Source organism: Enterococcus sp. DIV1316a (assembly GCF_050536915.1).
Taxonomy (GTDB): domain Bacteria; phylum Bacillota; class Bacilli; order Lactobacillales; family Enterococcaceae; genus Enterococcus; species Enterococcus faecalis.
Genome location: NZ_CP172913.1, coordinates 1713007 through 1733498, shown reverse-complemented (window position 1 = coordinate 1733498; position 20492 = coordinate 1713007). Strand labels below are relative to the sequence as shown.

General features: G+C 33.8%; 15 protein-coding genes. All 15 read left to right on the top strand.

From position 1 onward, the window contains the following. Positions 1-106: 106 nt before the first annotated feature. Complete coding sequence (locus IGL56_RS08315; protein ID WP_104859209.1) at positions 107-2563, top strand: DUF5776 domain-containing protein; 2457 nt, start codon at positions 107-109, stop codon at positions 2561-2563. A gap of 1440 nt (positions 2564-4003) precedes the next feature. Then, positions 4004-4981, top strand: coding sequence for a glycosyltransferase family 2 protein (locus IGL56_RS08310; protein WP_430599728.1), 978 nt, complete (start codon positions 4004-4006; stop codon positions 4979-4981). 10 nt (positions 4982-4991) lie between these two features. Then, positions 4992-5972, top strand: coding sequence for a glycosyltransferase family 2 protein (locus IGL56_RS08305; RefSeq protein ID WP_002356915.1), 981 nt, complete (start codon positions 4992-4994; stop codon positions 5970-5972). A 25-nt stretch (positions 5973-5997) separates the two neighbouring features. Next, on the top strand, positions 5998-7203 hold the full coding sequence (locus IGL56_RS08300; RefSeq protein WP_002356916.1) for a CDP-glycerol glycerophosphotransferase family protein: 1206 nt from the start codon (positions 5998-6000) through the stop codon (positions 7201-7203). Between the two features lie 28 nt (positions 7204-7231). Next, entirely contained in the window at positions 7232-7633 is a 402-nt protein-coding gene (tagD, locus tag IGL56_RS08295; RefSeq protein WP_002356917.1) for a glycerol-3-phosphate cytidylyltransferase, read from the top strand. A gap of 45 nt (positions 7634-7678) precedes the next feature. Then, positions 7679-8890, top strand: a complete 1212-nt coding sequence (locus IGL56_RS08290) for a CDP-glycerol glycerophosphotransferase family protein (RefSeq protein ID WP_002385799.1) — start codon at positions 7679-7681, stop codon at positions 8888-8890. 14 nt (positions 8891-8904) lie between these two features. Continuing rightward, entirely contained in the window at positions 8905-10290 is a 1386-nt protein-coding gene (locus IGL56_RS08285; protein ID WP_010816005.1) for an O-antigen ligase family protein, read from the top strand. A gap of 47 nt (positions 10291-10337) precedes the next feature. After that, positions 10338-11762, top strand: coding sequence for a lipopolysaccharide biosynthesis protein (locus tag IGL56_RS08280; protein ID WP_002385800.1), 1425 nt, complete (start codon positions 10338-10340; stop codon positions 11760-11762). Positions 11763-13402: 1640 nt separating this feature from the next. Next, on the top strand, positions 13403-14353 hold the full coding sequence (locus tag IGL56_RS08275; protein WP_002372081.1) for a GDP-mannose 4,6-dehydratase: 951 nt from the start codon (positions 13403-13405) through the stop codon (positions 14351-14353). Between the two features lie 132 nt (positions 14354-14485). Next, the gene (locus IGL56_RS08270; RefSeq protein ID WP_010816004.1) at positions 14486-15466 is read left to right on the top strand and encodes a glycosyltransferase family 2 protein; all 981 of its coding nucleotides are present in this window, start codon (positions 14486-14488) and stop codon (positions 15464-15466) included. A 119-nt stretch (positions 15467-15585) separates the two neighbouring features. Continuing rightward, the gene (locus IGL56_RS08265) at positions 15586-16332 is read left to right on the top strand and encodes a glycerophosphodiester phosphodiesterase (RefSeq protein WP_002356924.1); all 747 of its coding nucleotides are present in this window, start codon (positions 15586-15588) and stop codon (positions 16330-16332) included. Then, a complete protein-coding gene (gene miaA, locus IGL56_RS08260) occupies positions 16333-17262 on the top strand; it encodes a tRNA (adenosine(37)-N6)-dimethylallyltransferase MiaA (RefSeq protein WP_002356925.1) in 930 nt (309 codons plus the stop codon). 3 nt (positions 17263-17265) lie between these two features. Beyond that, positions 17266-18507: a GTPase HflX gene (gene hflX, locus IGL56_RS08255; RefSeq protein ID WP_002356926.1), complete on the top strand. Its 1242-nt coding sequence runs from the start codon at positions 17266-17268 to the stop codon at positions 18505-18507. A gap of 201 nt (positions 18508-18708) precedes the next feature. Beyond that, positions 18709-19092, top strand: coding sequence for a MerR family transcriptional regulator (locus IGL56_RS08250; RefSeq protein WP_002388239.1), 384 nt, complete (start codon positions 18709-18711; stop codon positions 19090-19092). Positions 19093-19134: 42 nt separating this feature from the next. Beyond that, the gene (gene glnA / locus IGL56_RS08245) at positions 19135-20475 is read left to right on the top strand and encodes a type I glutamate--ammonia ligase (RefSeq protein WP_002356929.1); all 1341 of its coding nucleotides are present in this window, start codon (positions 19135-19137) and stop codon (positions 20473-20475) included. Positions 20476-20492 lie beyond the last annotated feature (17 nt).

Genomic DNA, 20492 nt, shown 5'->3' with positions numbered 1-20492 from the left:
AAAATGTGAAAACAATTAGTTGAAGGTTATAGGATACACATTTTTCGAGAGCGAATGGCAAGTGTTTAAGAAAGATACATATTATTAAATATATAAGGAGAGTTTCATGAAAAAAATCATTTCAGGTATGTTAATTTGTACTGTATTATTAAATAGTTTTAGTGTGATTGCATCAGGAGAAGAGCTTGTAAAAACAGAAACAACGGGGGAGACTGGCTTGGTCACTCAAGCTACGTCAGAAACAACGACTAATTCAACGGAGGATACATCTTCTGTTACAGAAGAAAATACCTCTGAAAGAGATAGTTCTACTTCAAGCACAAAAGAAGAGTCTCTTGATTCTTCAACAAATAGTACAACGGAAGAACATTCTTCTGTTTCAGAAACAAACACAACAGATAGTAAAACAGAAGCATCACAAAGCTCTGAAGTAGAAAAAAAGACCATTGACCAAGATGAAGCGGATTATCAAGAAGCAGCACGTGAAGGAACGAACCATAAAAAAGGAACATATGCTATGAAAAACGGCCTTTCTTCTAGGGTAGCGCGAGCAACAGTTGCGAACGTCTATGCGAATGATCCTAATTTGCCTGGCAAGAATTTTATTGACGTTTCTAGTTGGAATGGAGACATTTCAGTAGCTGAATATCAAAAAATTAAAAGCTATGGTGTAACAGGTGTCTCGGTTAAATTAACAGAAGGAACTTGGTATGTTAATCCATATGCTGCGGGCCAAATTAGAAATGCCAAAGCTGCGGGCTTAAAAGTTTCAGCATATCACTATAGTATGTATGTCTCTGCTGCGACAGCACAAGATGAAGCAAGATATTTTGCTCAGGCAGCGGCTAACTCTGGCTTAGATAAAAATACCATAATGTTTAATGATGCGGAAGATCCAACGCTTACAAACAATGGGCGAAACGCCCATGCTAATTCTGTTGCGTTTAACCAGCAATTAAAGGCACTAGGGTATAAAAATGATGCGTTGTATGTTGGCAAATGGTGGTTAACAAATGGCTATATCGACACCTCCGCCTTCGGAAGAGACAGAGTATGGGTAGCGCAATATCCATATACTCCAGATAGTTCCATGCAGTGGAATAATGACCATGGTGCTTGGCAATGGTCTTCGCAAATGTATTTCCCTGGTTTAGCTAATTATGAAGGGCGTCCGTTTGATATTTCCATGACCTATAGTAATTTTTTAAATATGGGTAATAGTAGTGGGCCTGACTTAAGTAAGTATTACACAACTAATCCAGGTCGAGTAGTAGTAATGAAAGATGAAACATTTTATAACAACGCTGACTTTACAAGCAAAGGTGCCGCAGTGAAAAAGAATACACTAGTAGAAGTGCAAGGGATTGAGTACTCATCAACTGGGTACCCCCGTTTGGTAACACCTCAAGGATATTTAACGGCAAGAAAAGATATCGTTTTAGCGGCAATCAGTAATATTGATAAGTATTACACAGTTAATCCAGGTCGAGTAGTAGTAATGAAAGATGAAACATTTTATAACAATGCCGACTTTACAAGCAAAGGTGCCGCAGTGAAAAAGAATACACTAGTAGAAGTGCAAGGAATTGAATATTCATCAACTGGGTACCCTCGTTTGGTAACACCTCAAGGATATTTGACAGCGAGAAAAGATATCGTTTTAGCGGCAATCAGTAATATTGATAAGTATTACACAGCTAATCCAGGTCGAGTAGTAGTAATGAAAGATGAAACATTTTATAACAATGCCGACTTTACAAGCAAAGGTGCCGCAGTGAAAAAGAATACACTAGTAGAAGTGCAAGGAATTGAATATTCATCAACTGGGTACCCCCGTTTAGTAACACCTCAAGGATATTTGACAGCAAGAAAAGATATCGTTTTAGCAGCAATCAGTAATATTGATAAGTATTACACAGCTAATCCAGGTCGAGTAGTAGTAATGAAAGATGAAACATTTTATAACAATGCCGACTTTACAAGCAAAGGTGCCGCAGTGAAAAAGAATACACTAGTAGAAGTGCAAGGAATTGAATATTCATCAACTGGGTACCCTCGTTTGGTAACACCTCAAGGATATTTGACAGCGAGAAAAGATATCGTTTTAGCGGCAATCAGTAATATTGATAAGTATTACACAGCTAATCCAGGTCGAGTAGTAGTAATGAAAGATGAAACATTTTATAACAATGCCGACTTTACAAGCAAAGGTGCCGCAGTGAAAAAGAATACACTAGTAGAAGCGCAAGGAATTGAATATTCATCTAATGGATATCCCCGCTTGGTAACAAGAAAAGGATATTTAACGGCAAGAAAAGATATCGTTTCAGCAGCAATCAGTAATATTGACAACTACTATACAGAAAATCCAGTAAAAATTGTAATGCTTGTCAATGATCGTTATTATACTGATTTAGAATTTAAAACACCTGGATCTCCAGTAAAAAAAGGAACTACTATTAGAGTGCAAGGAATTGAATATAGTAAAAATGGTTATCCAAGATTAAAAACATCACAAGGGTATATCACTTCAAATAAACGTTATGTACAAAAAGTGAATTAGTTAAGTAACTTAAAAAGACTCTTTGTCAAATAATATCGGGAAAGAGGAATTATAGAATCGTGTCAAATCCAGAGGATAAAATCCTCTGGATCTTTTCTATTTGAACGTTTTCCCGCACAGACAGTGGAAAACGATTAAAATAACGTTCTAAGCAAGGCAGTTGTCGGTTTTCAACAATATCAAATAATTTTCTTGTTTGCCCATTAAAAATTAGGAAACTCATGGCATCAGACACATGACGAACGGATAAAAATCCGTAAAAGTGAAGAAGTTGGTAAGAGCGTTTAGTTATTTGTGAGAAAAAAAACGGCGAATGTCACCTAATACACCAATAATGAGTCCTGCAGAGAGTTTACTAATTCCTAGAATACTTTCGAATTATTCCGTCTGTTTGGCTGCTTCAACTAGCAGTTTGCTTAATTGTTCTAGTGAAGGAGACTGTTTTTTTGTGTGGGGCTCGAAGTCAAAGAGGCTATGTTCGGTCATCCTTTCACTTACAACTCTACGCTTAAAAGAGCAATAGAGGGGAAATTCATCCGTCAATGCATTTCCCCTCTAATCTTAGTATGTTTTTATTACAGAGAGATAAAACTGTGGATAATCATTATAAAAGATTAATTGAAATATATGTATGCGTATGAGATAATATGGGGTGTTATTTACCTAGTAAGCAATAAAGTAAGAGCAGGGGTGAATGGATGGAAAAGATACTTGTATCAGCTATTATGCCTGTTTATAATTCCAATATATATCTTGAATGCGATAGAAAGTATCGGAAAGCAAACTTATAAAAATTGGAAATTAATAGTTAATGAGAATGGTAGTAGAGATCGATTGATTTTTGTTACTAACAAGTACATTAAAAAAATAAGCATATCAAGTTGATAAAGAATAATAAAAATCTAGGGATTGTAAAAATAAGGAATTATAGAGTTGAAAAAAGCTACTATAGAATGTATTGCTGTTCTTATAGTGATGATGTTTAGTATCCCGAGAAATAAACATTCCATATAACGTTGATGCAAGAATAAAAACTTAATTTTTCTGGTACAGCGTGTTCCATAGTCAATGGAGAAGGACATAAAGCTGGCTCGCGATTATTAAAAGAAAGCTATAAGATTTATTAAAAATCAATTTTATAGGCTGTTTGACAGCTATAAGGAATTACTACAACTATACCATATGCCAGAAGTCAAAAACAGATGCTATATATCTTGGTTTATGTTACTAAAGAAGATTATAAAGTTTATGCAATTAATTAGGAACTATCTATTTATATCATGAGAGAATTCAATATCAGCTAATAAATATAATACGATTAGTCGGGCTTGAAATATCTATAGAGATATTTTAAAGATCTATTGTGCTCAATCATTTTGTACATGTTAAGTTCCTTGAACATGAAAACGTCAAAATATATTAATAAAATGAGGGAAAAGTGTGGAAAAAGAAAATTTAAAGTTAAGCGTGATTATTCCAGTATATAATGTGATGACCACGTTAACTCGTGCAGTAACTAGCGTTTTGAACCAAGATTTATCAGTTCCTTATGAAATAATTTTGGTTAATGATGGTTCTTCTGATGACAGTGGCAAATTAGCTGAAAAATTAGTAGAAGAACATAAAAATATAAAAGTGTACCATAAAAAAAACGGTGGACTTGCTTCTGCAAGGAACTATGGTTTGAAGTATGCCGAAGGTACCCTTATTGCCTTTTTAGATAGTGATGATTATTTTTTACCAAGCATTTTAGATAAAGCAGTCCAAGCTTTTGATTCTCTTGAAATAGATGTAGTAGTGTTTGGTCTGATAAAGGGTAACGAAACCAAAGAAATTTCTTTGATTCCTAAAGAGCAAATAATTACTGACAAAGAGGCAATCATCCGCTCTCTCTTTGTTGATAAAGGAATAGATTTTTACGCTTGGAATAAGATATACCGCAATCACCTTTTTGATGAAGTACGTTTTCCTGAAGGTAAATTATATGAAGATATAGTGCCTACCTATGAGGTTATGAAACGAGCCAAAGCCGTTAATTACTTAGCCATGCCAGGGATTTATTATTACCAAAATCATTCGAGTATAGTACATCAAAAATTTAACGAGAAACAATACGATAATGTTACTCAACGGGAGATTTTGTTAAATAAAATAGTAGAGGAGTATCCTGCTTTATCGTCACTAGCTTTAGATAAAGTATTAGATGGATATTTATCTACAGGATTTAAAATAACAAGTAAACCTAGAGGGGAAATCAATAAAAAATATCTGGATTTTTCTAGAAAAAGGATTAGAAAAAATCTCGTTGGGTTAATGAAAAATACTAAAACAAGTAGTGCCAAAAAAATGGGTTTACTTCTATATTTAGTAAATGGCCCATTATATAATTTTATGTATCGAAAAATTTTAGGGAAGTAAGGAGTTAAAGATGTCAGAAATTAGTATAATTGTTCCTGTTTATAATGTCGAAAATTATTTGAAAAAATGTGTTGAATCAATACTTTCACAAACCTTTACTGATTTTGAATTATTATTAGTAGATGATGGTTCTACAGATTCATCAGGAGAAATGTGTGACGAATTAAAGAGATTAGATGAGCGGATAAAAGTAATTCATAAAGAAAATGGTGGATTAAGTTCTGCACGAAATGCAGGGATTGATGTTGCTAAAGGGAAGTATCTAACTTTTGTAGATAGTGATGACTATATTGATACACATATGCTAGAAGTATTGTACAAAAATATGGTACAGGAAGATGCTGATTTATCCATTGTGGGGGTAACAAGTGTTTATTCTGGTCAAGAGCCTGAGATAACTCCTTCTGAAAAATATGTAGTTACCCAAAAAGAAGCAACTAAAATGATTTTAATCGGTAAACAAGCATCTGTTTATGCGGTGGCTAAACTATATAAGAGAAATATATTTGATGACTTAAGATATCCAGTTGGTAAGGCCCACGAAGACGTTTATGTAATTATGGATGTTTTAAATCAATGTAAAAAGGTAGTTGTAGATACTGCTAGTTATTATTTTTACGTTCATAGAGAAGGAAGCATTACCGCTTCTAAGTTTAATATTCGAGACTTAGAAAGTATTGATTCTTGGGAACAAGCATGGCATACTATTCAAGAAATTATGCCAGAATATAGCGACCTTGCATTCAAACGTGTATGTGCGGCTAATTTTTATGTTTTGGACAAGATGATGAAATCAGACAGTGAGTCAGAATACCCTGAGATGACTAAAAGAATAGTAGGCTTTTTAAAAGAAAATCAAAAGTTTATTTATGCTAACCCCTATTTTACTAAAAATAGAAAATTAAGTTTAACATTTCTTCGAATACACCCAATGCTTTATAAAGTTTTTCCTAAAATGCAACAGAGGTATTTAAGAAAGGTTAATAAGTAGCTATACTGAGAGGTGGATTTAATAAGTGGTCTTAAAATTAAAGGATAAGTGGCTTTATTTGAAGACAAGGGTCTTTTCAAGAATATTTGCAAATAGTATATTCTATTTACTGTATCCAATTTTAATTTTTTTTCCAATTAAAAAGAATAAAATTGTAGTCAGTAACTTTAATGGTAAAGGCTATGGGGATAATGCAAAGTATATATGTAATTATTTGTTGGAAGCTAAGGCACCGGTTGATATAGTATGGTTAATTGACAAACATTGGGTTAAAGAAAACGGTGGTTGTCCAAATAGTGTTCGTACTGTTCATGTTCGATCATTTCAAGCATTATTTGAAATGTTTACGGCAAAAATTTGGATTGACAATTGTCGAAAAAGTTTTTATCCCCCAAAAAGAGCGAATCAGTTTTATATTCAGACCTGGCATGCTGGCTTTACATTAAAACAAATTGAAAAATATGTTGAAACTAAATTGCCATCAAGGTACGTAAAAACAGCAAAAAAAGATTCTCAAATGTGTGACTTACTATTATTTGAAACTTCTAATATGATTCCTGATGTACAGGATACATTTTGGTATGAGGGAGAGACTTTTAGAAACGGTCTTCCTAGAAACGATTTGTTAGTAAACTATGATAAGCTCATTATCGAAAAAGTATATAGCTATTTTAATATTGATTCTTCAAAAAAAATAATTATGTATGCACCTACTTTTAGGCAAGAGTATGATTTAGAAATGAATAATGAATTACTTTCTAAAATTATTCAAGTCTATTCTAAAACATTTAATCAAGATGCTGTAATGTTGATTCGCTTGCATCCAAATGATACAGTAAACAAAAATCGTATAATTGGCGAAGGACTTCCTGCAGGAATGATAGATGCTTCTTCGTATGATGATATGCAAGAATTATTATGTGCAACAGATACATTGGTGACAGATTATTCTTCAACTTTAGGAGAAATGTTGATTATGGAAAAAAAATGTTTTATTTATGCCTATGACTATGAAGAATATCTAAAGGATCGGGGATTGTTGATGGATTTTAAAGAGCTGCCCTTTCCGTTTGCTTTAACAGAAAAAGAGTTGCTTAGATCTATCAAAGATTTTTCGGCCTCTGATTATGTAAAAAAAGTCCGTGATTTTAAAAAAGAACATAACATTTATGAGACGGGACATGCGAGTCAAGATATAGGAAATCGTATTTTATTAGAAATGAAAAAATAACTGAGACTAGAATAGAGGAGAATAGATTATGAAAAGAGTAATAACATATGGGACATTTGATTTATTGCATTACGGGCACGTAAATCTTTTAAAGAGAGCTAAGTCAAAAGGAGATTATTTGATTGTTGGTTTGTCTACAGATGAATTTAATCTCAATAGTAAAGACAAAGTCTGTTATTTTTCCTATGAAGAACGGAAATCTATATTAGAAGGCATCCGTTACGTTGACTTAGTTATTCCAGAAGAAAACTGGGATCAAAAAGTAAAAGATATGAAATTATATGATATTGATACCTTTGTAATGGGGAACGACTGGGAAGGTAAATTTGACTATTTAGCTGAAGAAACGGGTGTTGAAGTTGCTTATTTAGAAAGAACTCCTGAGATTTCAACTACTCAAATAAAAAAAGAACTAAAAGATTTTAAATAAGGAATCTTGTTATTTCATCCGATAGCAAAGAACTGGAGTGCTAAAATGAAACAAAAGTATAAAAATGAAATAAACTACTGGCGGAAAAGAGTAATTCCCAGAATTATTAGGACAACCTTTTTTTATATCTGTTATCCTGTTTTGTTTTTTGTTCCAATAAAAAGAAATAAAATTGTTGTTAGTAATTTTAACGGACAGGGGTATGGAGACAATCCAAAGTACATTTGTGAATATTTACTTAGTCAAAACGAAGCATTAGATATTGTATGGCTTATTGATGAAAAACGGGTGAAGAACGCGCAAGCTTTTCCATCTTCTATAAGGTTGGTATCCTTGACTTCATTTAGAGCATTGTATGAGCTACATACAGCAAAAATCTGGATAGATAATTGTCGTAAAAATATATATCCTAAAAAGAGAAAGAATCAGTTTTATATTCAAACATGGCATGCAAGTTTCTCTCTGAAAATGATGGAACGTTTAGTGGAGGATAAACTACCACCTAAATATGTCAAACGAGCAAAAAAAGATTCTAAGATGTGTGATTTATTGATTTTTGAAAGTGCCAATACGATTTCGGATGTTCCGTATAATTTCTGGTATGAAGGTGAAATGTTTAGAAATGGTACACCACGTGGTGATATATTTATTAACTATGATGAGAGACTGGTCCGTAAAGTCTATGATCACTACAATATAGATTATCATAAAAAAATTGTGATGTACGCACCGACATTTCGTCAAGGATATGATTTAGAAGTGGACATAACATTTTTGGAACGACTAACGCAAACTTTTGAAAAGAGATTTAAAAATTCCTATGTAATGCTAGTGCGTTTACATCCCAACGACACAAAAAATAAAGAAAGAATTTTAGGGGGAAGCCTTCCTCAAAATATTATCGATGCATCTGATTATGAAGATATGCAGGAACTTTTATGTGCTACAGATACATTAATAACTGATTATTCTTCTAGCTCAGGAGAAGCACTGATTTCAGAAAAAAAATGTTTTATTTATGCGTATGACTATAAAGAGTACTCTAAAGATAGAGGCTTACTGATTGATTTGGATAATTTACCTTTTCCAGTTTCAACAAATCAAGAAGAATTAATAAACCAAGTTTATAAATTTTCTAATAGTGATTATCTTGAAAAAGTTGAACGCTTCAAAAAAATATATAATGTTTTTGAAACTGGTCATGCAAGTCAAGATATAGGGGATCGAATCCTTCAAGAAATTGATCAGGTGAAATGATAGGAGGAAATTTAATGAAATCAAATGTGCAAAGGTTTAATCAGTTAAGCAAAGAGTATTATATTCTTTTTATGTTAATTCTGTTGATGTTCAGAGCAATAGGGCCATACAGTTTATTGCCATCTATTGTTGATAATCTTCTATATGCTGCGGGTGCAATTTTTGGTAGTATTATAATATTAATTGATTTAGTCAACATTGTACGTGGTAAAAAGAAGTGGAATTATAATTGGTGGTTAATTGGTTTTTTGGTTGTAATATTTATTTCTTCAATTGTTAATAGAAGATATGGAATTACAGGAAATATTAAATTGTTAGTTTGGCAATCTATTTATTTTTTAGTTGTTTACGAAGTCACACAAGACAACGAAATTTTTCCAAGATTAATCAAAAAATTCACTGGTTTACTAACAAGTGTATGGTTTGTCTTAGCGTTAGTTTCTTTAATAATGTTTTTCTTTCAATATAGTTATACTGTTCACCTACAAACAAGATCTCGTTTCCTACGTATAGGTTTCTATGAAGGCCGACTGTTTGGGGTTTTTGAAGACCCTAACTTTGGTTCAACTGTTTGTGTGGTTGTTATTATACTCTCTTTTGCATATCTAGTCAGAAAAAGTTATGGAAATAAATGGCTTGGTTTATTACTGAAAATAAATATTATTTTACAGTTCTTATATATTGTGTTGTCAGGATCTAGGACTGGAGTGTTAGTCTTAATATCTGTTTTCTTCGTTTATTCCTTCTTTAAAGTTTTTTATTCTAAAAGAATAAACAAGCAGCATGTTCTTGTGAAATTTTTATGTGCAATTTTGTTATCTTTAGTAGGTTGTGGAATAATCTATTTATCTGTTGATTTGTTTAAATGGATTCTTTCTTATATTCCTGAACTATTTAATGAAGTGAAAACAAAAAATCCAGTCAAAGAAAAACCAGTTGATTTAACTCGTCCAGATGTTGAAAATAACGATGATATTTCGAATGGGCGTTTGGCACTTTGGAAAAGTGGTATCGAATTATTTAAATCAAGTTGGTTAGTAGGGGTTTCTCCTAGGAACATGTTACCTTACGCATCAGATATGTTGCCACAAACGTTTATTGCTAAAACACAAAAATATACACATAATTCATATATTAATTTGTTGGCATCTACTGGATCTTTAGGAGTTGTAACTTTTGTTAGCTTTTTTGTATCGAGAATTATTGAAATTGTAGCTTTTTCTTTTAGTAAAGTTAATAATTTCTTTCAACAAGGGTATGCTACCTATGTATTAAGTGTTTTAGCTGTGGCAGTTTCAGGAATGTTTTTAAATGACATTATTTTAGTAAACTCCATCGGTTCCTTAATATTCTGGTTATTTTTAGGAAGAATTGTCTATCTATCAAAAGAATTTAAATAAAGGTATTATTTAGGGGTAGTTCAACAAGGTAGCTATTCCTTTCTATAATGGAGGCATTGATTGCTATGGGAAAATATAAGAAGCTTGCTGGGAACTCAGTTGTTTTTGCTGCAGGTAATTTAGGAAGTAAGATGATTTCATTTATCTTGGTTCCTCTATACACATACTATTTAACTACTACAGAGTATGGAATTGTAGATTTGGTTACAACGACGACTAGCTTGTTACTGCCAATTGTTTCTGGTGGAATTGCTGTAGCAGTTTTACGATTTACTTTAGATAAGAATGCAAATAAAAGTATTGTAGTGTCAAACTCAGCTGTGATTTCATTAATAGGAATCGTCTTATCCTTTGCTTTATATGTTGCATTGTCTTTTTTTAATGTTTTGGAAAATGCGTTAATCTATTTTGTTTTATTATTATCTCTACAAATTTTAACACAGATTTTAGCTCAGTTTGCTAGAGGAAATGGACAAGTAAAAGTATTTGCATTCAACGGAATGTTAAAGACAGCAGTTATTGGCGTTACTAACATTCTCTTTTTAGTTAATTTTCATATGGGCTTGCAAGGGTATTTACTTGCTTTAGTAGTGGCAGAAATTGTTTCTTTAATATATCTGTTAATAACAACACCTTATTTTAGTTATTTAAAATTATCAGCTGTAGATTTTACGTATATGAAAGATATGTTGATTTTTTCATTGCCTACTATTCCAAATGATGTTCTTTGGTGGTTTGTTAACAGCTCAAGCAGATATTTTATTTTGTTTTTTTTAGGTGCAGGTGCAAATGGTCTTTACGCTGTAGCTAACAAAATTCCCTCTCTAATTTCTATGATTCAATCTGTTTTTTCTCAGGCATGGCAAATTTCATTAGTGGAAGAAAAAGATTCTAAAAATAAACACGAATTTCACGGACAAATATTTAAGGTATATTCATTTCTGCTATTTACAGTGGCTTCAGGAATTCTTGTCTTTTTAAAATTTTTTACAGCCAATTTAGTTGCTAAAGCTTATTATGATAGTTGGCAAGTAACGCCTTTACTATTATTATCTGCTATTTATTCAGGATTCATTGGATTTTATGGTCAATTTTACGTTGCCGAGAAAAAAACAAAAGGTTTAATGAATACATCTATAATATCAGGTATCTTAAGTATTATTTGTAATTATATTTTTATTTCAGCATTTGGCTTAATGGGTATCGGGATAGCATCAGCCATCAGTCTCTTCGCTGGCTGGATGGTAAGAATTTATGATACTCGATCATTTGTTCATATAAAAATAGATTGGTCAAGGCTAATAGGCAATCATATGATTTTACTTATTCAATTTATTTTGTTGTTTTTAGTAGATGCCGGATTATTAATGGTTATTGAATTTATAATGTTTATTGCATTAATGTTTTTTAACAAAGATATTGTTTCAAATTTTATCGAACAATTCATAAAAATAATTAAGCGAAAAAAATAATTTGAGAAAATGGAGAATTTTTCTGATTTAATAGAAAAATTTTTCATTTTTTTAAATAAAGTATTGAATTTGAATAAATAAAATATACTAGTTCTTGACCGTTCGATAAAAGTGTTAGAAAATCACTACAGTAACAATAGGTATAAAAAAGAAATCAAAATTACGGAGTAGAAAGATACAAAGATATTTACTTAAATAAAAAATCTGTCAATGGACACATTATTAATGGTAGGAGCTCTGTTTTCAAATACTCGTATTGCTGATTTCCGTAAGTCCCATAAAAAAGAGATAGAACATTCAACAGTTATAAAAATAAATTTTTCATAAACTACAGAGAATTCAAGTGAGCTACATCAGCAGATAATTACGTAGAACCGTACTAAGAAGTTACTACGACTGAAATGAAAGAAACAAATTTAAGTGATAACGAATTGTTAACAGCCATTGAAAAAACTACCGAAACTTTGTTTATATCTGAAGAGCTTTCAAGTTTAGGAAACTCTTCAAATCAATAGAAAGATACTGATTTAGAAAATGAGCTAAGCTTCAAGTTAAATGAAGATATGCTAATGGGAAGTAGCTTAAAAAGCAAGAGCTGATCATTCTATAGAAAGATGTACTTATGGGGCTAATTAATGTAACAGGACTAATAAACCACCCAAAATTTTGTCGATATGTATCCACGGAACATATATTTAACTGCAAACTATGAAGAAATATAGTGTGAAGGAGGAGTGGGCTGTTAAGATTAACCAAAGCAATCATTATTATGAGAGAAACGGCTTCAACACAAATTAAAAATGCACAAGAAGTTAGATTAGAGATTTCTGGATATTATTTTAGTGTATTTGCTAATCAGAGCCAAGCCACTCGAGAAGTAAACTGCTTTGTAGATGCAGTAATTTAAAGATACGATTATGGCAAACGATGCAGAATATACTACTATGAATGATGGACAGTTAGCGAATAACTCAATCACTTTTGTGAATCAGTTGAAAGCTAGGGAATACTTTAATGTTAGACACTATTTCCAACCACTTTGACTTACTCAAACAATGCTTTCTCCTTCTCATCTAGGGTGAGGCTCATAAGGATAGCTATCTTTATGAGCCTGTTGCAAAGCAAATATGATTAGCTATTTATATAGCATAGAATGAATGGAGCGCTTTTTAATGTTAAAGCTGATTATACGGGGAGTGTTGCAAATGGGAATAGCGCTCTTAACTACGACATAATCCTTGAGTCGCATAACTATAACTGATCAGTGAAAATCAAACGTAGGGTAAATATACGAGTAGTTGTTTAGAGCGTGCCAAAAATAATGGTTAACAGTAAAATATTAGGTTGGATGGACAAATGAGGGTTAAACGAAGCTTTGTATACAGCAAATTTGAAAAAAGAAAACAAGATAGCTGTTATTAAAATTTCAAATAAGTAAAAAACAGCATGTCATATATTTAAAACCATCAAAGACAATAGAAAATGTGGTAAAATTAGGTTGAAGATCTAAATATGCCAACCAACAAGCAAAAGTTATTAAATCAGCAGAACTGTCGAATTGTTTGATGGTGTATCAATTTTAATTAAATAATAAAACTATTGGGTATATTTAACTAAGATAGTAAGGAGTTATTAATAAAGTGGAAACATTCCTAATCACAGGCGGCGCCGGCTTTATCGGCTCAACCTTAGCAAATTATTATAGTAAAGACAATCAAGTTGTGGTCATTGATGATTTATCAATGGGCCAAACTGAAAATTTAAACACATCTGAAAATATCACGTTCATTGAAGGTAGCGTGATTGATCAACAATTAATGGAAAAAGTACTGCAAGAGTATCAGTTCGATTACATTTTTCACTTAGCAGCGATTGCTAGTGTAGCAGATTCAGTAGCACGTCCAGTGGAAACACACCAAGTCAATTTTGAGAGTGTGTTACAATTACTGGAATTAATTCGGAAATACCAGAAAGATTTAAAACGTTTGGTGTTTGCTTCTTCTGCAGCGGTTTATGGTGATGAGCCAACTTTACCAAAACAGGAAGAATCAGTAATTCGTCCATTAACGCCTTATGCAGTGGATAAATTTGCTTCTGAAAAATATGTGTTAAACTATTGTCATTTATATGATGTTCCAACAAGCGCTGTTCGCTTCTTTAACGTTTACGGGCCAAACCAAAATCCTAATTCCCCTTATTCTGGCGTTATTTCGATTGTGATGGACTCTTACAAACGCTTATTAGCCAATCAAGAAGTGACATTCAATATCTTTGGCGATGGAAAACAATCCCGTGATTTTGTCTTTGTTGAGGACGTGGTTCAAGCGTTGAATCTTGTCGCTCATTCTGACCAATCACTTGGGGAAGTGTATAATGTCGGGACTGGGAAAGCAACCGATTTAAATGAGTTAATTTCTTCTTTAAATGATATTATGAAAGTCACTTTGCCAGTTGAATACAAAGAAGCGCGAGCTGGGGACATCAAAGATTCCTTAGCGGATATATCTAAATTACGTGCCATTGGTTATGAACCGAAATATAGTATTCAGTCCGGTTTGGATAAATATGTTAATTATGAATTAAAAGAATAAATAAAACTTCTTGAGAACTATCAGCTCTCAAGAAGTTTTCAAGTAATTTGTACGAAGTAGTCATAGATAAAAAAAGTTTAATATGGTATGCTAAAATTTGTATGCAAGTATTAAATTTGGGGGATTTAACCTGTGAAAAAGAAAATTTTAATTTCAATACCCGCGTATAATGAAGCAAATAATATACGTCCTCTATATAAAAAATTAAATGAAACTTTAGAAGAAAAAAGAGATGAAGTTGATTTTGAAATACTATTCATTAATGATGGAAGTAAAGATAACACTGTAAGTGAAGTTTTATCATTAATTGAGCAAACGGACAATGTTTCTTTAATTGATTTGTCCAGGAATTATGGAAAAGAGATAGCAATGAGTGCGGGCTTTGATTATTCTACACATGATGCTGTTATTACAATGGATGCTGATTTACAACATCCGCCAGCTACAATTATTGATATGATTGATCTTTGGCAGCAAGGTTATGAAGATGTCTATGCTAAAAGAAATCAACGCAAAGGGGAGTCATGGTTCAAAAAAACATCCTCTAAATGGTTTTATAAAGTATTAGGAAAACTAGCCAATACGCCTGTTTTACCAGATGCAGGAGATTACCGGTTACTTGATCGCAAGGTAGTAGAGGCGCTGAAGCAAATGAGAGAATCTCAACGTTATACGAAGGGGTTATATAATTGGGTAGGCTTCAAAAAGGTTGCAATTGAATTTGATGCGGATGAGAGATTACATGGTGAAACAAAATGGAGTTTTGGCGCATTATTGAAATTGGCAATTGAAGGAATTACTTCTTATACAACGGCTCCTTTAAAGATTTCAATGTATTTTGGCTTTTTAGTTTCTTTTGTTGCGTTTATTTACATGATATATGTATTAATTAAAACATTGATATTTGGAGCGGACACATCAGGCTTCCCTTCGCTAATGATTATGATATTATTTTTAGGTGGCTGCCAATTGATTTCTGTAGGGATTTTAGGGGAGTATGTTGGCCGTGTATTTTTAGAGACTAAGAAACGTCCCTTGTATTTTGTAGAAAATATATACAGTTTGCCAAAGAAAAATGAGACTAAAGAATCAGAGTTAAAAGAGATTGATTAATGAATATATTCATTTTACTTATAAAAAACGAGGTAGTAGTCGAATGACTGTATCTCGTTTTTCCTATATTTGAACCCACCTCACTCCAATGGTACAATAAACAAGATTGGAGTGAGAGCATGACAGATATTATTGCACATCGAGGAAGTAAAGGCACCCATCCTGAAAATACGTGTATTGCTTTCAGAGAGGCTGTTCGTGTTGGTGCTGAAGGAATTGAATTAGATGTTCATCTTTCTAAAGATGGTTATTTAATCGTTATGCACGATGAAACGGTGGATCGTACAACAGATGGTCATGGTGAAATCCAACAGTTAACATTAAACGAATTAAAACAACTAGATGCTGGAAGCTGGTTTCAGAAAAATTCTTCTGTTCAATGTGTTCCAACATTGGAAGATGTTTTAAATTGTCTTGTAGAAGAACAATTCAATGGTTTTTTGAATATTGAACTTAAAACGGATATTATCCATTATGAAGGAATTGAGAAAAAAGTCGTCCAACAAATGAAGCAAAAAAACTGGCCGTTTCGTTATTTATATTCCAGTTTTTATTTTCCGAGTTTAGTTAAATTAAAAAAAGCTGATCCTAAGACAGAAATTGCCTTTATTTATGAATCTGCAGAGGATTTAAGTCAAGCGGGACCGGCATTCGCGCTTGTCGATAGTTTACATCCAAAAATGTCTTGGGTGTTGGCTCATGAAAAAGAACTTATCGCAATTGGCAAACCGCTGCGGCCGTGGACTGTTAATCGGATGGAAGAAATGGAAAATTGTTTTCAGCTAAAATTGGCAGGCGTTCATACAGATTTTCCTGAAGAAGCAAAATTTGCTCGTCAAAATTGGCAAGAAGAAGGAGAAACATAATTGGAGAAAGTATTAGTTATTGTAGGACCCACCGCGGTGGGGAAAACAGCATTAAGTATTGCTTTAGCAAAAAAATTTAATGGTGAAATTATTAGCGGTGACTCCATGCAAGTTTATCGCTCGTTAGACATTGGCACCGCTAAAGTCACAGAAACAGAAAAAGAAGGAATTCCTCACTATTTAATTGATTGCCGTGAAGTCAGCGAAACATATTCTGCCGCTGATTTTCAGAAAGAGGGTCGTCAAAAAATCAAAGAAATTACTGAAAAAGGGAAACTACCAATTATCGTTGGAGGAACAGGTTTGTATATTCAATCACTCCTTTATGATTTTCAACTAGGAAGTCGTGAGATAGATGACTCGCCTGAAATTAGAGAAACGTACAATTTATTTGCGGAAGAAAAAGGGAATCAAGCTTTATGGCAGTTATTACAACAAAAGGATCCTCTAGCGGCTGACAGCATTCATTTTAATAATCGCAAAAAAGTCATTCGTGCGTTAGAGGTCTTTGATAAAACAGGTTATAGTATTTTGACCCCGAAGGAAAAACCAGCTCGTCTCTATGATTATTATTTGTTAGGTTTGGAAACAGATCGCGCTTTATTATATGAACGTATTAATCAGCGGGTGGATCAAATGATGACAGAAGGGCTGGTGGAAGAAGCAAAACAGATGTTTCAGCAACCACATGCACAAGCAGCTCAAGGTATTGGCTATAAAGAATTTTTCCCGTATTTTTCCGGTGAACAATCATTAGAGATGGCGGTTGAAACAGTCAAACAGCAATCGCGGCGATATGCCAAACGTCAATTGACTTGGTTTAGAAATCGCATGGCTGCGCATTGGTGGGATTTGGTTCAACAGCCAACAGATTTGCCCAAGTTGGAAAAAGAAGTAGCGCAATGGCTACAACAGAAGGAGAGTGAGTAGGCGATGACCACTCATGAAAAAGTGATTCTAGTAGGAGTTGAGACGGAAAAAAATTATCAGACATTTTCTGCATCAATGGAAGAACTGGCGAATTTAACGGAAACCGCTAATGGAGAAGTGGTGTTTGTTTTAACACAAAAACGACCACAAGTTGATCGACAAACCGTAATCGGTAAGGGGAAATTGGAAGAATTAATTCAATTAACAGATGCCTATGAAGCGGATCTTGTGATTTTTAATCATGAGCTCACACCGCGTCAAAATCAACTGTTATCTGAAGCGTTAGCTGTGCGAGTAATTGATCGTGTACAATTAATTTTGGATATCTTTGCTTTGCGTGCGCGCTCCAAAGAAGGAAAGTTACAAGTTGAATTAGCACAATTGGATTATTTATTGCCTCGCTTGGCTGGTCAAGGAAAACAGTTGTCACGACTTGGAGGAGGTATTGGGACACGCGGGCCTGGTGAAACGAAATTAGAGTCGGACCGCCGACACATTCGGAATAAAATCTTAGGCATCCGTCGTGAGTTAAAAGAAGTCACTGCTCATCGTGAACGAAGCCGCCAGAAAAGACAAAATTCAGAACTATTTCAAATTGGCTTGATTGGTTATACCAATGCTGGCAAATCAACCATTCTCAACATGTTGACAACAGCAGGAACTTATTCAGAGGATCAATTGTTTGCAACGTTAGATCCTTTAACTAAAAAATGGCAATTGCCTCAAGGCATGGAAGTTACGCTGACCGATACGGTCGGCTTCATTCAAGATTTACCAACACAACTGATTGAAGCCTTTCAGTCGACATTGGAAGAAAGTCGGACGATGGATTTACTGCTCCATGTGGTGGATGCAAGTGCGCCAGATCGGTTACAACATGAACGCACAGTTCAAACATTGATTAAAGAATTAGCGTTGGAAAATATTCCATGCTTGACGGTTTATAATAAAAGAGATCAAGTGGACAGCAAAGAATTTGTCCCAACCTTATTTCCCAATGTATTGATCTCAACTAAAATTTCTGAAGATAAAGAACGACTGGTTCAAGCTATCCGTGCCCAAATGATGGAATTACTCGAGCCTTATCAATTAGAAATTAGCCCAACTGACGGACAGCTATTAAGTGAACTTCGCCGGATGACACTAATGATTTCAGAAGAATATGCTGAAAATGAAAATCGGTATATCGTGAAAGGCTTTGCGAAAAAAGAGTCTAAATGGTTGGCTGAATCCGAAAAAGAATAAAAAATGGTAAGTTGATTAGAAATGATTTGTAAAAACAAATCATTTCTATTTTTTTGGTTAGCAGGAGAAAATCAGCCATGAAAAGATGTGAAAGTCCATATTTATCAGGTTTTTGTTTTATGTCAGAAAATATAACATAAGTTCTTGACAATTTGTCATTCTATTGTTATTCTAAGAAATAACTAAGAGAGGAGGATGGAGATGAGAGAAAAAGAGTTACGCCGTTCCATGTCAGTTTTTCCAATTGGTACAGTTATGAAACTAACGGATTTGACCGCTCGACAAATTCGCTACTATGAAGAACAGGGATTGATTCATCCAGAACGTAGTGAGGGCAACCGACGCATGTATTCTTTAAATGATATTGATGTTTTGTTAGAAATTAAAGATTATTTATCTGATGGATTGAACATGGCAGGGATTAAGCGTGTGTATGAAATGAAATTAGAGGAACAAAAAAACACCGCCGAGGCAACTCGTCCGTTAACCGATGCAGATGTTCGTCAGATTTTATACGACGAAATCCTTTCGCAAGGAGGACTTACTCAGCAAAATCCGTTCCAATCGAATGTACCAAGGCTTTAACGTTTCAGCAGCCAATAAAAATGAAGGATGGGGATCAGACCGATGACAAGAAAAGCCAAAACGGCAGAAGAGATTAAACATATTGCAGAAGAAGAAAACGTACGTTTTTTACGACTAATGTTTACCGACATTATGGGAACAATTAAAAATGTTGAAGTTCCTGTGAGTCAGCTAGATAAAGTATTAGATAATAAAATGATGTTTGATGGGTCATCCATTGAAGGATTCGTTCGTATCGAAGAAAGTGACATGTATTTATACCCTGATCTATCTACATGGATGATTTTTCCGTGGGAAAGCGACCATGGAAAAGTTGCGCGCTTAATTTGTGATATTTACAATCCTGATGGTACCCCTTTTGCCGGAGATCCCCGCGGTAATTTAAAACGCGCCTTAGCAGATATGAAAGAATTAGGCTTTACTTCGTTTAACTTAGGACCAGAACCAGAATTTTTCCTATTTAAATTAGATGAGAATGGTGAAATTACCACTGATTTGAATGATAAAGGTGGCTATTTTGATTTTGCGCCAACCGATTTAGGTGAAAATTGTCGCCGTGATATTGTTTTAGAGTTAGAAAGTTTAGGCTTTGAAGTGGAAGCTTCGCATCATGAAGTAGCACCTGGTCAACATGAAATTGACTTTAAATATGCTGATGTAGTTGATGCTTGTGACAATATTCAAACGTTCAAATTAGTTGTGAAAACTATTGCGCGCAAACATGGCTTGCATGCAACATTTATGCCAAAACCTTTGTTTGGAATTAATGGTTCTGGTATGCACTGCAATATGTCATTATTTAATGAAGAAGGTAATGTTTTTTATGACGAGTCAGGAGAGATGGGCTTAAGCCAAACTGCGTATCATTTCTTAGGTGGTTTATTAAAACATGCCCGTGCCTATACTGCGGTATGTAACCCAACAGTGAACTCTTATAAACGCTTGGTACCAGGTTATGAAGCACCTGTTTATGTAGCTTGGAGCGGCAGAAATCGTTCACCACTCATTCGAGTTCCTGAGTCTCGTGGTTTATCGACTCGTTTAGAGTTACGTTCTGTCGATCCTTCAGCGAATCCGTATTTAACAATGGCAGTCTTATTACAAGCAGGTTTGGATGGTATTCGTAATGAACTTACGCCACCGCCAGCGGTTGATCGTAACATTTATGTGATGAATGAGGAAGAACGTCAACATGCACAAATTGAAGATTTGCCATCAACCTTACACAATGCCATCAAAGAATTACGTAAAGATCAAGTAATGATTGATGCATTAGGTCGTCACATTTTTGCCAATTTTGTAGAAGCGAAACGAATGGAATGGGCAGCCTTCCGTCAAACCGTTTCTGAATGGGAAAGAGAACAATATTTGGAGTTGTACTAAAAAAAAGAGCCTTATGG

Excerpts from the sequence above, each read along its gene's own strand:
- IGL56_RS08315 (WP_104859209.1), top strand. The coding sequence starts at position 107 with ATGAAAAAAATCATTTCAGGTATGTTAATTTGTACTGTATTATTAAAT.
- IGL56_RS08305 (WP_002356915.1), top strand. The coding sequence starts at position 4,992 with ATGTCAGAAATTAGTATAATTGTTCCTGTTTATAATGTCGAAAATTAT.
- tagD (WP_002356917.1), top strand. The coding sequence starts at position 7,232 with ATGAAAAGAGTAATAACATATGGGACATTTGATTTATTGCATTACGGG.
- IGL56_RS08290 (WP_002385799.1), top strand. The coding sequence starts at position 7,679 with ATGAAACAAAAGTATAAAAATGAAATAAACTACTGGCGGAAAAGAGTA.
- IGL56_RS08285 (WP_010816005.1), top strand. The coding sequence starts at position 8,905 with ATGAAATCAAATGTGCAAAGGTTTAATCAGTTAAGCAAAGAGTATTAT.
- IGL56_RS08280 (WP_002385800.1), top strand. The coding sequence starts at position 10,338 with ATGGAGGCATTGATTGCTATGGGAAAATATAAGAAGCTTGCTGGGAAC.
- IGL56_RS08265 (WP_002356924.1), top strand. The coding sequence starts at position 15,586 with ATGACAGATATTATTGCACATCGAGGAAGTAAAGGCACCCATCCTGAA.
- hflX (WP_002356926.1), top strand. The coding sequence starts at position 17,266 with ATGACCACTCATGAAAAAGTGATTCTAGTAGGAGTTGAGACGGAAAAA.
- IGL56_RS08250 (WP_002388239.1), top strand. The coding sequence starts at position 18,709 with ATGAGAGAAAAAGAGTTACGCCGTTCCATGTCAGTTTTTCCAATTGGT.
- glnA (WP_002356929.1), top strand. The coding sequence starts at position 19,135 with ATGACAAGAAAAGCCAAAACGGCAGAAGAGATTAAACATATTGCAGAA.